The 13,046-nt window shown below is 75.9% G+C and carries 13 protein-coding genes; 11 read left to right on the top strand and 2 right to left on the bottom strand.

Annotated elements, in window-relative coordinates:
- The first annotated feature begins 37 nt into the window (after positions 1-37).
- Positions 38-631 carry an HNH endonuclease gene (locus I4I81_RS17610; protein ID WP_218604195.1) on the top strand — a complete coding sequence of 198 codons (594 nt, stop codon included), beginning with the start codon at positions 38-40 and terminating at the stop codon, positions 629-631.
- A 5-nt stretch (positions 632-636) separates the two neighbouring features.
- On the opposite strand, the gene I4I81_RS17605 is transcribed toward I4I81_RS17610, so the two are convergent.
- Complete coding sequence (locus I4I81_RS17605; RefSeq protein ID WP_218604194.1) at positions 637-1,344, bottom strand: TIGR03089 family protein; 708 nt, start codon at positions 1,342-1,344, stop codon at positions 637-639.
- A 23-nt stretch (positions 1,345-1,367) separates the two neighbouring features.
- Positions 1,368-3,113, bottom strand: coding sequence for an LCP family protein (locus I4I81_RS17600; protein ID WP_218616191.1), 1,746 nt, complete (start codon positions 3,111-3,113; stop codon positions 1,368-1,370).
- Positions 3,114-3,281: 168 nt separating this feature from the next.
- Here I4I81_RS17600 and I4I81_RS17595 point away from each other — a divergent pair, with 168 nt between their 5' ends.
- The 10 genes from I4I81_RS17595 to I4I81_RS17550 all read left to right on the top strand — a co-directional run bounded on the left by I4I81_RS17595 (position 3,282) and on the right by I4I81_RS17550 (position 13,046).
- Entirely contained in the window at positions 3,282-4,109 is an 828-nt protein-coding gene (locus I4I81_RS17595; protein WP_218604192.1) for a glycosyltransferase, read from the top strand.
- Between the two features lie 49 nt (positions 4,110-4,158).
- The gene (locus I4I81_RS17590; RefSeq protein WP_218604191.1) at positions 4,159-5,001 is read left to right on the top strand and encodes a tetratricopeptide repeat protein; all 843 of its coding nucleotides are present in this window, start codon (positions 4,159-4,161) and stop codon (positions 4,999-5,001) included.
- Between the two features lie 154 nt (positions 5,002-5,155).
- Positions 5,156-5,809, top strand: a complete 654-nt coding sequence (locus tag I4I81_RS17585) for a glycosyltransferase family 2 protein (RefSeq protein ID WP_218604190.1) — start codon at positions 5,156-5,158, stop codon at positions 5,807-5,809.
- Positions 5,802-6,866 carry a mannose-1-phosphate guanylyltransferase gene (manB, locus tag I4I81_RS17580; RefSeq protein ID WP_218616190.1) on the top strand — a complete coding sequence of 355 codons (1,065 nt, stop codon included), beginning with the start codon at positions 5,802-5,804 and terminating at the stop codon, positions 6,864-6,866. Before I4I81_RS17585 ends, manB begins: the two co-directional genes overlap by 8 nt.
- Positions 6,859-7,782, top strand: coding sequence for a DNA-3-methyladenine glycosylase family protein (locus I4I81_RS17575; RefSeq protein ID WP_218616189.1), 924 nt, complete (start codon positions 6,859-6,861; stop codon positions 7,780-7,782). Before manB ends, I4I81_RS17575 begins: the two co-directional genes overlap by 8 nt.
- 298 nt (positions 7,783-8,080) lie before the next feature.
- On the top strand, positions 8,081-9,205 hold the full coding sequence (locus I4I81_RS17570; protein WP_218603427.1) for a sensor histidine kinase: 1,125 nt from the start codon (positions 8,081-8,083) through the stop codon (positions 9,203-9,205).
- Positions 9,202-9,861: a response regulator gene (locus I4I81_RS17565; RefSeq protein WP_308187686.1), complete on the top strand. Its 660-nt coding sequence runs from the start codon at positions 9,202-9,204 to the stop codon at positions 9,859-9,861. The genes I4I81_RS17570 and I4I81_RS17565 overlap by 4 nt, the downstream gene beginning before the upstream one ends.
- 359 nt (positions 9,862-10,220) lie before the next feature.
- The gene (cofD, locus tag I4I81_RS17560) at positions 10,221-11,177 is read left to right on the top strand and encodes a 2-phospho-L-lactate transferase (RefSeq protein WP_218603425.1); all 957 of its coding nucleotides are present in this window, start codon (positions 10,221-10,223) and stop codon (positions 11,175-11,177) included.
- Complete coding sequence (locus I4I81_RS17555) at positions 11,170-12,498, top strand: coenzyme F420-0:L-glutamate ligase (protein ID WP_218603424.1); 1,329 nt, start codon at positions 11,170-11,172, stop codon at positions 12,496-12,498. The genes cofD and I4I81_RS17555 overlap by 8 nt, the downstream gene beginning before the upstream one ends.
- A complete protein-coding gene (locus I4I81_RS17550) occupies positions 12,492-13,046 on the top strand; it encodes an NUDIX hydrolase (RefSeq protein ID WP_226363428.1) in 555 nt (184 codons plus the stop codon). The genes I4I81_RS17555 and I4I81_RS17550 overlap by 7 nt, the downstream gene beginning before the upstream one ends.

The following is a 13,046-nucleotide window of genomic DNA, read 5'->3' as shown; positions in this document are numbered from 1 at the left end:
TGCGTCGTTCGAGTGGCTCACCCGGCTGGCGCGCGGCATGTCCGCCGACGGCCCGCGGACGTCGGACCAGCGCCGAGCCGATCTCGCCGCGGCCGCGCTGACCGGGAAGCCGGTCGTCCGCGATCCCGATGCCGACCCGACGGTTGTGGCGCCGGTGACGCCGGGCAAGCCGCTGATCACCGTCCTGGTGCCGTACTGCACGTTGATCGGCGCGGACGACGAGCCCTGCGAGATCGCCGGGTACGGCCCGATCCCCGCCCATCTGGCTCGCTGCCGACGCGGTCTGGGTGGGCCTGGTCACCGACCCGCTGTCCGGGGCGATCCTCGACTCCGGCCGCACCACCTACCGGACACCGGCTGCTCTGGCCGACGTCGTTCGGGCGCGGGACGTCACCTGCCGGGCCCGGGCTGCCGCCGGGCTGCGGCGACCTGCGAGCTCGACCACGTCGTCGCCGGGCAGGAGGACGGGACCACGTCGGAGGCCAACGTCGTTGCGCTGTGCACCGCCCACCACGACCGGAAGGAGCAACCCGGCCGGCAGGTGGCCCTGCACCCGGACCGGTCGATGCAGTGGACCACTCCGACCGGGCGCCGCCACCGCACCGCGGTCCACGACCACCGGGCCGCGTGACGGGATCAGCCCAGGCGGATGGTCGTGCGCTCGGACTCGGCGCGGCGCGTCAGGGCGGCGTCGTCGGCGTTGCGGACCTGGACCAGCGACGCCCCTGCGGCGAGGACGGCGAGCAGGCCGTCGGAGAGGCCGCCGGGGGAGGACCAGTCCAAGGTCGAGAGCACCCGGTCGGAGCCCGACAGGCCCAGTGCCGCGGCCCGGCTGCGCGCAGAGTCGCGCACCCGCTCGACCGGGAGGCCGTCGAGGGCGGGGGCGGAGTCGGGCACCGGCTCCCACGGCACGAAGTCGTCGCCGTGCAGGCGCACCTCGGTGGCGTAGTCGACGACGCCGGCGGGCAGGCCGTCGATGCCGGCGCCGAAGGCGTGCAGCGACAGGGCCACGACGCCCAGGGGCGGGGCGGCGGAGAGGGCGAGGTCGAGGCGCTCGCGGTCGCACAGCACGAGATCGGCGCCGACCGGTTCGCCCACGATCTGCGCCCCGCACCACCACGCGCCGAGGAGTACCGCGGCGGTCTGCCAGTGCGCGGGCAGCAGGACGGCGACGGTCGTGCCCGGTTCCACATCGCACTCGTCGCGCAGCAGGTTCGCGGTCTTGGCGGCCCAGTTCGCCGTCGTCACCCCGGAGAGCTCGATCCGCTCGCCGGTGGCGTCGTCGTAGAACGTGATCAGCGGGCGGGCGGACGAGCGGTCCAGGAGGGCATCGGTGAGGGACACGGACGACAGTCTCCCGGGTCGGCTCAGTCGATGCAGGGCACCCCGGCCGCGGTGATCGGGGCGGCCACCGGAGGGGGCGGCGCTGCCGCGTCGACGACCGGGGCCGGTGCGGGCAGCACAGACGGGTCGAAGTCGCCGCCGAGCACCACGAGGAGGTGGCCCTGGGGGACGGTGTCGTCGCGCGCGGTGTCGATGCCGCCGAGCTGGTCGGCCACCGACCGCGCCGCCTCCCCGTCGGCGCCGGAGTAGCGCACGACGCTCGACTCGGCGGGCTCGGTGTTGTCGACGGTGCCGCCGGTGAAGCCGAGGCCGGTCAGGTAGGTGCGCGCGTCCCCGGCCAGGCCGCCCGCCTCCGAGCCGTTGCGGACGTTGACGATGTAGCGCGACGCGATGACGGTGACGGGCGGCGGGGGCTCGGCCCGGCGCACCTCGGCGGCGGCGTCGGCCGCGATCCGCTGCGCCTCGATCCGCTCCTCGATGAAGCCCTGCACGACGTCGGGGTCGACGAGGACCACGTCACCGCGGTCGTTTCGCTCCGGCCCGGAGGTCGGGATCGTCACGAACTCGAGGTTGCCCGCGGCGATGTCGGAGGCCTGCTGGGCGAACGCGAGGAGGTCCCAGCCCTCGTCGAGGACCACGGACTGCTGGACGACCTCGATCAGGGACCCGAGGGCGGTGGGGTCGGTCAGGGTGCCCGCGGAGAGCACCTTGTCGGCGACGGCGGCGAGGAACACCTGCTGGCGCCGGATCCGGGACAGGTCGCCGTCGGGCAGGCCGTGGCGCTGGCGGACGAACGCGAGCGCGTCGCGGCCGGAGATCGTCTGCGGCCCCGCGGCGAAGCGGGCGCCGGAGAGCACGTCGTCGACGGGGGCGGTCAGGCAGACGTCGACGCCGCCGATCGCGCGGGTGAGGTTGTAGAAGCCGACGAGGTTGAGCTCCGCGTAGTGGTCGATCTGCTGGCCGGTCAGCCGTTCGACGGCCCCGATGAGCGCGCTGCGCCCGGCCCGGGCGGCCTCGGCCTCGATCTGGGCGGAGTTGCGGATCCCGTCGGCGACCAGCCGCTCGGCGGTGAGGGCCTTGACCGCCGGGTAGGCGGCGTTGATCTTGTCGGTGCGGTACCCGGGGATGTCGACGTACGCGTCGCGCGGGATGGAGAACGCCGCGGCGGCCCCGCCGTCCTCCGGGATGTGCAGCATCATGATCGTGTCGGAGTTCAGGACGCCGGTGTCGGCGCCGCTGTTGAGCTCGCGCAGGATCTCCTCGGGCAGCGGGTTGCCCTGGGCGTCGGTGCGGCTGTCGACGCCGACCAGCAGGATGTTCTGGTCGCCGCCGTTCCCGCCGCCGGAGATGACGTCGGTGGTGACGATGCCGGCGGTGATGTCGCGGTAGAGCCCCCACGCCGTGCCGGTGACGGTGAGGACGAGCACCGAGGCGACGACGGTGGCGGTCCGCAGCCGCCGCAGGAGCCGGCCGGGTGCGGGTGGCGGCGCCGGGGTACGGGCCGGCCTGCGCCGTGCGGCGGACGAGCCGGCGGGCGGCGTCGAGGGGGTGCGCGGCGCGGGCGCCCAGGGGTCGGACCTCCGTGAGGATCCCGGGGACGACCCCGCCGCGGGCCGGCCCGCGCTCGTGCGCGACGATCCACCTCGCGTGGGGGAGGCGGTCCGGGTGGAGGCGGCGACCCGGGTGGCACCGACGCGGGCGTCGCGCTCGCGGGTGGCGCGCGCCAGCCAGGGTGGTTCGGGCAGTGCAGCGGCATTGCGCGGGTCCATGCTCCACCTCACTCCATCCCCGACGGCGTGACCGGTGTGTCCGGCCTTCTAGGGTGCAGCATCGGGCGCGGCCTCGCGGGAGGCTGCCCGCGTGTCGCGGGTGACCGTCGTCGCGCTGCGCCCCGATACGGAACGTGACCGCGCGGAGAAGAGGCGGAGGACCCGGAGTTGCCCGAGCAGTTCTCGCTGTTGTTGCCGGTCTGGGCCGGGGACCGGGCCGACTTCCTCACGACGGCGTTCCGGTCCAGCGTCGAGGGGCAGACCCGCCGACCCGACCACGTCGTGATCGTGCGTGACGGCCCGGTGCCGGCGCCGCTGGCGGCGACGATCGCCGGGCTGGTGGCGTCGAGCCCGGTCCCCGTCGACGTGCTGGAGGGTGCGGAGAACGTCGGACTGGGTCCGGCGCTGGACGCCGGGCTGGACGCCTGCCGCCACGACGTCGTCGCGCGGATGGACGCCGACGACATCTCGTTCCCGCACCGGTTCGCGGTGCAGTTGCCGATCATCGAGTCGGGGGTCGACCTGGTCGGGTCGGGTCTGCAGGAGTTCGGCGACGATCCCGACGAGATCGTCGGCACTCGCACGCCGCCGGTCGACGCGCACGACATCGCGGTCCGCGCGCGCTTCGCCGACCCGTTCAACCACCCCACCGTCGTCTACCGCCGCGACCTCGTCCGCGCCGTCGGCGGCTACAGCGACTTCGCGCTGATGGAGGACTACCTGCTCTGGGCGAAGATGCTCGTCGCGGGGGCGCGGGTGGCGAACGTGGCCGAGCCGCTGGTGAAGTACCGGGTCGGCTCGGGGGCCTACGCGCGCCGCGGCGGGCTGGGCCAGCTGCGCGCGGAACTGGCCGTGCAGCGGCGGTTCCGGGAGCTGGGATTCACCACGCGCGGGCAGTTCGCGCGCAATGTTGTCGTACGCGGCGGGTACCGGTTGGTGCCCGAGTCACTGCGCCGAATGGCGTATCGGAGAGTGATCGCTACCTACAGAGGGTGACGAAATGGGATCGGGCTGACAGCATGGGTCACTCCACCGAGGAGGTTCCATGACGTCGCTTCCGGTCGAACCCCTCGCCGCGGAGGGTGCGGCCCTGCTGGAGTCCGGCCGTCCCCTGGAGGCCGTCGAGGTGCTCCGGCAGGCCGTCGCGTCGGGGGAGCGGACGGCCCCGGACCTGCTGGTCCGCGCCTACCTCGACAGCGGTGACTGGCACGCCGCCGTCGAGTGGTTGACCCCGCTGGTCGAGCAGGGTCACGTCCGGTTCGCGGGACGCCTCGGGGTGGCGCTGAGCGAGCTCGGTGACCGGGTGCGGGCCGAGGACGTGCTGCGGCTGGCCGTGTCGTCGGGCGAGCTGGGGGCGGCCAACGACCTCGGCATCCTGCTGCGGGACGAGGGCCGGGTCGCCGAGGGGATCCTGGTGCTGGCCAGGGCCGCGGAGCAGGGCGACCCGCTCGCCCCGGCCAACCTCGTGGCACTGCACCTGGAGGACGGCGACCTGCCCGCCGCCGCCGACGCCGCCGAGCGCTACGTCGACCCGGCCCGTCCCGACACGGTGCTCGCGCTCGCCGAGGTGCGCTTCGCGCAGTCCCGCATCGAGGAGGCCGACGGGCTCTTCCGGCAGGCCGGCGAGCTCGGCGCGATCCGCGCGCACACCGCGTACGGGCAGTTCCTGCTCACCGAGCGCGGTGACGTCCTCGGGGCCCAGGGGGAGTTCTTCGAGGCGCGCCGGCACAACGAGCCGGGCTGGGCGTGGACGATGGGCCGCTTCCTTCTCGACGTCGGCCGCCCCGACGACGCCCGCGAGTTCCTGCAGGTGGCCGCCGACGGCGGCGACCGGGTCGCCGCCGAGACCCTGGCCGAGCTCGACGGCATCGACCCGGCCGACGACTGACGCGCCCGGCTCGCCGTCCCCACCGGTCGGTCCGTACGCCCGTCGCCGCGCATCCGTCCCGCGCACCTGACGGCGTTCCGCGTACGTCCGGCGGTGCGCGAACCGTCGCACGGTGCGCGGGGCCGGGGCGGCCCGGTCCGCATAGGGTGGCCGCGTGCAGCTCGGGATCGTGACGTGGGCGGTGCCCGGCGAGCGGTTCCTCGCCACCTGCCCGGACGCGCCGCTGGTGGTCGTGTCCGAGGGCCCCGGGCGGGTGCCGGGAGCGCGGGTGGTCGTCGTCGGGGAGCGGTTGGCGCGCGCCGCCGCCGTCAACCGCGGGGTGGTCGCACTGGCGCCCGGCGTCGACTGGGTCCTGGTGGCCGATCCGCGCGCGGAGCTCTGCCCCGGATCCGTGGACGCGCTGCGTGCCGCGGCGGCCCGCTTCCCGCGGGCCGGGGTGCTCGGGCCGCGCCTGCGCAGTCCCGACGGGGCCGTCCGGCCGTCGGCGGGCGACCTCCCGACCCCCCGTGACCTGCGACGACGGTGCGTCCCGGTCGGAGCACCGCGGCACGCCGCACCGGTCGGCTGGGTGGCGGGGGAGTGCCTGCTGGTGCGCCGTGCGGCCTGGGAGTCCGTCGACGGGTTCGACGCGCGGCACCTCGGCCCGGTCGACGCCGTCGACCTCGGGGCCCGGCTGGGCCGCGCGGGCTGGCTGGCCGTGCACGTGCCCGCGGCGGAGGTCGTGGTCGGGGCCGGGCCGGCGACCGGCATGCTGGAGACCGTCGACCGCGGCCTGCGCCGCTACGCGAGGGAGTTTCGCAATGGATGACGTCGAGGCCGTGGTGCTGGTGGGTGGCAAGGGCACCCGGTTGCGCCCGCTCACCCTGTCCGCACCCAAGCCGATGCTGCCCACGGCCGGGGTCCCGTTCCTCGCGCACCTGCTCTCGCGCATCCGGGCGGCCGGGGTCCGGCACGTCGTGCTGGGCACCTCCTACCTCGCGGAGACCTTCTCCGAGCACTTCGGCGACGGTGCGGCGCTCGACCTGAAGCTGACCTACGTCGTGGAGGACGAGCCCCTGGGCACCGGCGGCGGTATCCGCAACGTCGCCGCGCACCTGAGCGCCGAGCACGTGCTCGTGTTCAACGGCGACGTCCTCGCGGGCACCGACCTCACCGCCGTCGTCGACACCCACCGCCGCACGCAGGCCGACGTCACGCTGCACCTGGTGCGGGTGCCCGATCCCCGCGCGTTCGGCTGCGTCCCCACCGACGCCGACGGGCGCGTCACCGCGTTCCTCGAGAAGACCCCGGATCCGCCGACCGACCAGATCAACGCCGGGTGCTACGTCTTCCGCCGCTCGGTGATCGACTCGATCCCGGCGGGCCGGGCGGTGTCGGTGGAGCGCGAGACGTTCCCCGGGCTGCTGGCCGAGGGGCGCCGCGTCTCCGGGCACGTCGACTCCGCGTACTGGCGCGACATGGGCACGCCCGCCGACCTGGTGCACGGATCGGCCGACCTGGTCCGCGGCCTCGCCCCGTCCGACGCCCTGCCCGGGCCGACCGGCGACGCGATGATCCTCGACGGCGCGCAGGTCGACCCGTCGGCGAAGGTGTTCGGCGGCTCGACGGTCGGGCGCGGCGCGCGCGTCGGCGCCGGCGCGTCGGTGGAGGGCGCGATGTTGTTCGACGGGGCGGTGGTCGGGGCCGGGGCCGTCGTCGAGCACTCCGTCGTGGGGGCGGGGGCCGTCGTGGAGGACGGGGCGGTCGTCGTCGACACCGTGATCGGCGACCGCGCGGTCGTCGGCAGCGGGTGCGAGCTGCGCGGCGGGGCCCGGGTGTGGCCCGACGCGCAGGTGCGCGGCATCCGCTTCTCCCCGGATGCCTGACGCCGCCGCCCCTCCGCTGCGCCGCGAGTGGACGCCGGAGTTCACCGTCGACCTCGTCGGGGTCCTCGCCCCGCTGCGCCGCGGCGCGGGCGACCCGACCTGGCAGCGCAACGACGACGGGGTCTGGCTGGTCGGCACCACCCCCGACGGCCCCGTGACGACGCTGCTGCGCCGCCGCGCCGACGGCTCGGTGCTGGCCAGGGCGTGGGGTGCGGGGGCGCAGTGGTCGCTCGACGGGCTGCCCGCGCTCCTCGGTGCGGACGACCGGCCCGAGGAGTTCGTGGCCCACCACCCGCTCGTCGCCGACGCCCACCGGCGGCATCCCGGCCTGCGTTTCGGCAGCTCGCGGCGGGTGTGGGACCAGCTGGTGCCGGCGATCCTGGAGCAGAAGGTCACCGGCACGGAGGCCCGGCGGTCGTGGCGCGAGCTGTGCCGCCGTTTCGGCGACGACCCGCCCGGGCCGACCCCGCCCGGCATGCGCGTACCGCCCACCCCGGACCGGATCCGAGCCGTGCCCGACTGGGAGTGGCACCGTGCGGGCGTCGACTCGGCCCGGCGCCGCGCGATCCTGTCCTGCGCCGCCGTCGCGCACCGGCTGGAGAACGCGGCCGAGCTGGGCGGCTCGGCCGGACGCGAACTGCTGCGCCGGGTCCCCGGGATCGGCGTCTGGACCGCCGCGGAGGTGGCCCAGCGCGTCTGGGGCGACCCCGACGCCGTCAGCTTCGGCGACTTCCACATCCCCACCGTCGTCGGCTGGGCACTCCTCGGCCGCCCGCTCGACGACGCCGGGATGCTCGAGGTGCTCGCGCCCTACGTGCCCCAGCGCCAGCGCGCGGTGCGGTACGTCGAGGTCAGCGGTTTCCGCCGCCCCCGCTTCGGCCCCCGCTTCTCCCCGCGCGACTACCGCGCGATGTGAGTGTCCGGCGCAGCTCGCCCGCCCAGAGGTCGCGGTGGTGCCCGGCCCAGGCCCGGCGCGATTCGCGGGGTGACCAGCGCGGGCCGTCGACCTCCCGGTGCCGGCGGACCGGTCCGGACGTCGATCACGTCGTCGCCCGGAGCCGCTGCTGCACCGTGCGGCACCCGGGTCCGTGACGTCGATGGGCCTGCCGGCGAGGACGGTGGGCGGCCGCGACGGCCGGTCGGCGCGGCCGGGTCCGACCATGGTGCCCGGACGATCGACTTCGGTCGATGCGCTGCGCCCCTACGCTGGGGGGATGCGGGAGCTTCCACGGCGGGAACGGCTGGGCGACGTCGCCGCGCTCGTGTGCACCGCTGCGGGCGGGATGCTGGGGGTGTCCACCGACGTCCTGCCCGGCGGGGTCGACGTCTGGGAGGCCACCGGGCTGGTGCTGGCCGTCGGCGCGCTCCTCGCGATCTTCCGGCGCCGCCGCGCCCCGGTCCTGTTCGCCGTCGCCACGCTCCTGCTCGGCACCTGGACGCCGCTGGCGGGCTTCGTCGGACTGGTCGGCGTCTACACGGTGGCGGTGTACCGGTCCCGCGGCACGGCCGTCTGGGTCACGGCGTTCGCCGTGGTCGTCTCGGTGGTCGACCTGTGGTTCGACGTCCCCGACCCGGTCGAGTTCCGCTGGGTCACCGGCGTCGTGCTCGGGCTGACGCTCGCCGCCGCCGGGTGGGGCCTGTTCGTCGGCGCCCGTCGCGAGCTGATGGCGTCGCTGTGGGAGCGGGCCGAGCGGGCGGAGGCGGACCTCGCGCAGCGGGCCGAGCGGGCCCGGTCCGCGGAGCGCGCCCGGATCGCCCGCGAGATGCACGACGTGCTCGGCCACCGGCTCTCGCTGCTGTCCGTGCACGCCGGGGCGCTGGAGCTGCGCGGTGACCTGCCGCCCGCCGACGTCCGGCGCACCGCGGGTGTGCTCCGCGAGACCGCCACGGCCGCGCTGGCCGACCTGCGCGGGATCCTGCTCGTGCTGCGCGAGGAGGAACCCGGGGTCGACGCCCCGCAGCCGCGGCTGGCCGACGTGCCCGATCTCGTGACGCAGTCGCGCACGGCCGGGGTCACCGTCGAGCTCACCCACGACGTGCCCGGCGCACCGCCGGACCAGCTGGGCCGCACCGCGTACCGGATCGTCCAGGAGGGCCTGACGAACGCGCGCCGGCACGCCGCGGGGGCGCCGGTGCACGTGGAGGTCGCCGGGCGCCCGGGGGCGGAGTTGTCGGTGCGGGTCGTGTCCGGTCCGGGGCTCGCGGGCCCGGACCGCGGCTCGGGCACCGGGTTGATCGGGCTGCGCGAACGGGTGGCGCTGGCCGGCGGCGAGCTGGGCGACGCCGTCGACGACGCGGGCCGCCACGTCCTGACCGCGACGATGCCGTGGCCGAGGTGATCCGCCTCCTGCTCGTCGACGACGACGCACTCGTCCGCGCGGGCCTCACCCTCATGCTCGACGGCCACGTCACCGACGACGGCCGCACGATCGGCGTCGTCGGGGAGGCGTCCGACGGCGACGAGGTGCCCGACGCCGTCGCCCGGCACCGGCCCGACGTCGTGCTGATGGACCTCCGGATGCCGCGCGTCCACGGCGTCGCCGCCACCACCCGCCTGCGCCGGGAGCCCGGCGCGCCCGCCGTCGTCGTGCTCACCACGTTCGACGCCGACGAGCACGTGGTCCGCGCGCTGCGGGCCGGGGCGTCGGGCTTCCTGCTCAAGGACACCCCACCCGCCCGGATCGTCGACGCCGTCTGCGCGGCCGCCGACGGGGACGCGATGCTCTCGCCGACCGTCACGCGGTCGGTGATCGCGATGGTCGCGGGCACCGACGACGCCGCGGCCCGCGGCGCCCGCACCCGGCTCGCCACCCTGACCGCGCGCGAGCGGGAGGTCGCCGAGGCCGTCGCCCGCGGTGGCTCGAACGCGGTCATCGCGGGCGAGCTCCACATGAGCGTGGCCACGGTGAAGGCGTACGTGTCGCGACTGCTGCGCGACCTCGACCTCGACAACCGGGTGCAGGTGGCGCTGCTCGTCCGCGACGCGCAGGGATAGGTCGACTCGTCGTCCTGACCGACCACCGCCACCACCCTCGCGGGGGACCGCAGCCGCCGCTGATCCGTCCGGGCCGGGCCGGGCCGGGCCGGGACGTCCGCTGTCCGCCGGCGCCCCGACGTAGAGGATCCGGGCGTCGACCCCGCACGACGCACCCGATCGCGCAGGACTCGATCGCCGCCCTGCCGCAGGAGGCGCCGGCCGGGGCACCGGTGGTGCTGGAGGCCGCACCGCGGGAGCCGGGACCCCGGTCGATCCGGGCCGCGACCCCGACGCGCCGGTGCGCAACCTGCCCGGCGGGTCATGGACCACGGCGGGTCCGCGGGCTCATCGCCCCGGCGCGTCGTAGGCTCGGACACGTGAAGGTCACCGTGCTGGTCGGCGGCGTCGGCGGGGCCCGTTTCCTCGTCGGGGTCCGCGCCGCGTTCCCCGATGCCGAGATCACCGCGGTCGTCAACGTCGGCGACGACATCTGGCTGCACGGGCTGCGGATCTGTCCCGACCTCGACACCTGCATGTACACCCTCGGCGGCGGCATCGACCCCGAGCGGGGCTGGGGCCACGCGGGGGAGACGTGGTCGGTGCGCGACGAGCTGGCCGCCTACGGCGCCGACCCCGACTGGTTCGGGCTCGGCGACAAGGACACCGCGACGCACCTGGTGCGGTCCCGGATGCTGCGCGCGGGCTACCCGCTCTCCGACGTCACCACGGCGCTGTGCCACCGCTGGCAGCCCGGCGTCACGCTGCTGCCCGTCACCGACGACCGCGTCGAGACCCACGTCGTCGTCGACGACCCGGCGAACGGGCCCAAGGCGCAGAAGGCCATCCACTTCCAGGAGTGGTGGATCCGGCACAAGGGCGAACTGCCCGCGCACCGCTTCGCGAGCATCGGCGCCGACGAGGCCACGATCCTGCCCGCCGCGCGCGAGGCGATCGCCGGCGCCGACGTCGTCCTGATGGCGCCGTCCAACCCGGTCGTGAGCATCGGGGCGCTGCTGGAGGTCCCCGGCGCCCGCGACGCACTGCGCGCCACCGCCGCGAAGGTCGTCGGCGTCTCGCCGATCGTCGGGGGGCGCCCGCTGCGCGGCATGGCCGACCGCTGCCTCACCGCGATCGGCGTCGAGACCACCGCCGAGGCCGTCGGGCGGCACTACGGCGCGCGGTCCGCAGACGGGATCCTCGACGGCTGGCTGATCCACTCGGGCGAGACCGCCGACGTGCCCGGCGTCGCCGTGCGGTCGGTGCCGCTGCTGATGACCGACACCGACGCGACCGCGCAGATGGCGCGCGACGCGGTGGAGCTCGCGGGTGTCTGACCACGCCGCGCTCGAGAACATCGTCGTCCGGCCCGTGCGCGGGCTGCCCGAGTTCCGCCCCGGCGACGACCTCGCCGCCGCGCTCGCCGCGGCCGCACCGTGGATCGAGACCGGCGACGTCGTCGTCGTGACGTCGAAGGTGTTCTCCAAGACCGAGGGCAGGCTCGTCGCCGCCCCCACGGACCCGGCGGAGCGCGACGCACTGCGCCGCGAGCTGATCGACGCCGAGACGGAGCGGGTCGTCGCCCGCCGCGGCCCGACGTCGATCGTGGTCGGCAAGCTGGGGATCGTGCAGGCGGCGGCCGGGATCGACGGGTCCAACGTGCGCCGCGACGAGCTCGCGCTGCTCCCCGCCGACCCCGACGCCAGCGCGTCGCGGCTGCGCTCGGAGCTGCGCGACCACCTCGGCGTCGACGTCGCGGTGGTCGTCACCGACACACTGGGCCGCTCGTGGCGGATCGGGCAGACCGACATCGCGATCGGGTCCGCCGGGATCGCGGTGCTGCACGGCTACGACGGGCAGAGCGACGACCAGGGCAACGAGCTGCTCGTCACGCAGGTCGCGATGGCCGACGAGCTGGCCGCGGCCGCAGACCTCGTCAAGGGCAAGCTCGGCGGCGTGCCGGTCGCGGTCGTGCGCGGCCTCGTGCCCGTCGACGACGGGACGACCGCCCGTGACCTCGTCCGCCCCGTCCGAGACGACATGTTCTGGCTCGGCACGGCGGAGGCGATCGCGCGCGGCCGCTCGGAGGCGGTCCTGCTTCGGCGCAGCACCCGCGACTTCACCGACGAGCCCGTCGACCTCGCCGCGGTCCGCCGCGCGGTCGGCGTCGCGCAGACCGCTCCCGCGCCGCACCACAGCACGCCGTTCCGCTTCGGCGTCGTCCGGGCGAAGCGCGCCGAGCTGCTCGACGCCATGGCCGCCCGCTGGCAGGAGCACCTCGTCGCCGACGGGCGCCCGGCGGAGGAGGTGTCGCGGCGGATGGCCCGCGGCGACCTGCTGCGCCGCGCCCCCGAGCTCGTCCTCGCCTTCCGCACCGGCGACGGCATGCACACCTACCCCGACGACGCCCGGCGCCTCGGCGAGCGCACGATGTTCACCGTCGCGGGCGGGGCGGCGGTGCAGTCGCTGCTCGTCGCGCTGGCCGCGGAGGGGCTGGCGTCCTGCTGGGTCGGGTCCACGATCTTCGCCGCCGACGTCGTGCGCACGGTCCTCGACCTCCCGCCCGACTGGCAGCCGCTCGGCGCGATCGCCGTGGGGCACCCGGTGGAGCCGATCGCGCCGAGGTCGCCGCGCGACGGGGAGCTGATCGAGTGGTAGCCGCGGCGATGGCGACGGCGGAGCTGCGGGGGTGGGAGCCGGACAGCTCCGACCAGCGCGGCCTCAAGCACGCCCTGCTGGCGTTCCTGGCCGCCCGCCCCGACGCGTGCGAGCGGTCCTGCGAGCCCGGGCACCTCACGGCGTCGGCGCTGCTGCTCGACGCCGCGGGCACGCACACCCTGCTCACGCTGCACCCGCGCGTCGGGAAGTGGATCCAGCTGGGCGGGCACTGCGAGCCCGGCGACGACTCCCTCGTCGCCGCCGCGCTGCGCGAGGCGCGGGAGGAGTCCGGGATCGACGACCTGACGATCGACCCGGTGCCGCTGCACGTCGACGTCCACCCGATCACCTGCTCGCTCGGCGTGCCCACCCACCACCTCGACGTCCGGTTCCTGGTGCGCGCCCCGGCCGGTGCGGTGGAGACGATCAGCGACGAGTCCGACGACCTGCGGTGGTGGCCGGTCGACGCCCTGCCCGACGACAGCCCGACCGTCGCCGCGATGGTGGCGGCGGCCCGTCACCGGCTGACCGCCCCCGTCCGCACGTAG

It is taken from the genome of Pseudonocardia abyssalis (genome assembly GCF_019263705.2).
Lineage (GTDB): Bacteria > Actinomycetota > Actinomycetes > Mycobacteriales > Pseudonocardiaceae > Pseudonocardia > Pseudonocardia abyssalis.
The sequence above is the reverse complement of the archived record's forward strand: the minus strand, read 5'-3'. Positions and strand labels throughout refer to the sequence as shown.

Bases quoted from the DNA above. Each gene is read 5' to 3' on its own strand.
- I4I81_RS17575 (WP_218616189.1), top strand. From the start codon at position 6,859: ATGCCTGACGCCGCCGCCCCTCCGCTGCGCCGCGAGTGGACGCCGGAG.
- I4I81_RS17610 (WP_218604195.1), top strand. From the start codon at position 38: ATGTCCGCCGACGGCCCGCGGACGTCGGACCAGCGCCGAGCCGATCTC.
- manB (WP_218616190.1), top strand. From the start codon at position 5,802: ATGGATGACGTCGAGGCCGTGGTGCTGGTGGGTGGCAAGGGCACCCGG.
- I4I81_RS17570 (WP_218603427.1), top strand. From the start codon at position 8,081: ATGCGGGAGCTTCCACGGCGGGAACGGCTGGGCGACGTCGCCGCGCTC.
- I4I81_RS17600 (WP_218616191.1), bottom strand. From the start codon at position 3,113: ATGGACCCGCGCAATGCCGCTGCACTGCCCGAACCACCCTGGCTGGCG.
- I4I81_RS17590 (WP_218604191.1), top strand. From the start codon at position 4,159: ATGACGTCGCTTCCGGTCGAACCCCTCGCCGCGGAGGGTGCGGCCCTG.